Origin of the sequence: Myxococcus vastator (assembly GCF_010894475.1) — a bacterium.
Lineage (GTDB): Bacteria > Myxococcota > Myxococcia > Myxococcales > Myxococcaceae > Myxococcus > Myxococcus vastator.
The window spans coordinates 1-856 of record NZ_JAAIYB010000905.1 but is presented as its reverse complement, the minus strand read 5'-3'; the positions used below and the strand labels follow the sequence as shown (position 1 = coordinate 856).

1 protein-coding gene is annotated in these 856 nt (G+C 71.3%); it reads right to left on the bottom strand.

The genetic code is table 11. The features are described 5' to 3' along the window. Positions 1-115: 115 nt before the first annotated feature. Positions 116-856 (bottom strand): hypothetical protein (locus tag G4D87_RS38250; protein ID WP_163787647.1); only part of this gene is annotated, 741 nt, incomplete at its 5' end.

Sequence of the window (856 nt, the reverse complement as noted above, 5' to 3'; positions counted from 1 at the left end):
CTGCAGCACGGGCAGGCTCGCATGGACTCCTCTCGCGGGGTGGCCGGGCCAGGTGGGGCTCCGGGGGCGCGTGGGCCCCACGCATGCCCCATTCAGCCGGCCAGGTCCAGCGCGCTTACTCGCAGCCGATGCGCCGCGGGCCCACGGCGAGCTCGTCCATCCACCAGTCGGTGGGCACGGGGAGCCCCTGGTAGAGGAACACGCCGGCCTCCAGCACCGTGAAGTCGCTGACCTTCTCGCGCACCGGTCGCTCCTGCGTCGGTGGATCGGAGAAGACGAAGGTCTCTGGCCACTGAAGCTCGGTGCCGTTGAGCCAGACGCGCGGCTCGGCGGCCTCCGGTTGCGTGCCATTGGCCCCGTCGAAGAGCCATTCCAGACACGCCCATTCGTCGAGCACGAGCGGGGTGTCCGACACCTGCACCCATTCGGGGAACCCCGGCGGCTCGGGTGGGTGCCAGATGGCCATGTACCGCTGCCGGTACGTGGCGACCTCGTACCAGTCGAGCGTGTCCAGGGCGCCGCCCGTCTGGCCGGGCCTGGGGTAGCGGGCATTGAAGAGGCCCGCGTGGGACATGGGGCGCGCGGGGGACGTGTAGACGTAGGCGCGGCCCCACAGCACGGGGCCGAAGTGGGCGGGCAGCTCGAAGCGGAGCGTCTTCTTGGGCCCCCCTTGGCTTCCCTCCGTGCCACCGACGAGCTGACGGGCATGGAGGGCGTACTGGCCCCGGTATGCGCGGGTGTCGTCCACGAGCAGCGTGCCGCTGAACTCGTCGCGGTAGGGCGTCCAGCCGTCGGGGATGCGGCCTTCCTCGAAGTCCCAGCAGCGCGTTCCAGGAGACTCGCAGGCGTGTGGGGG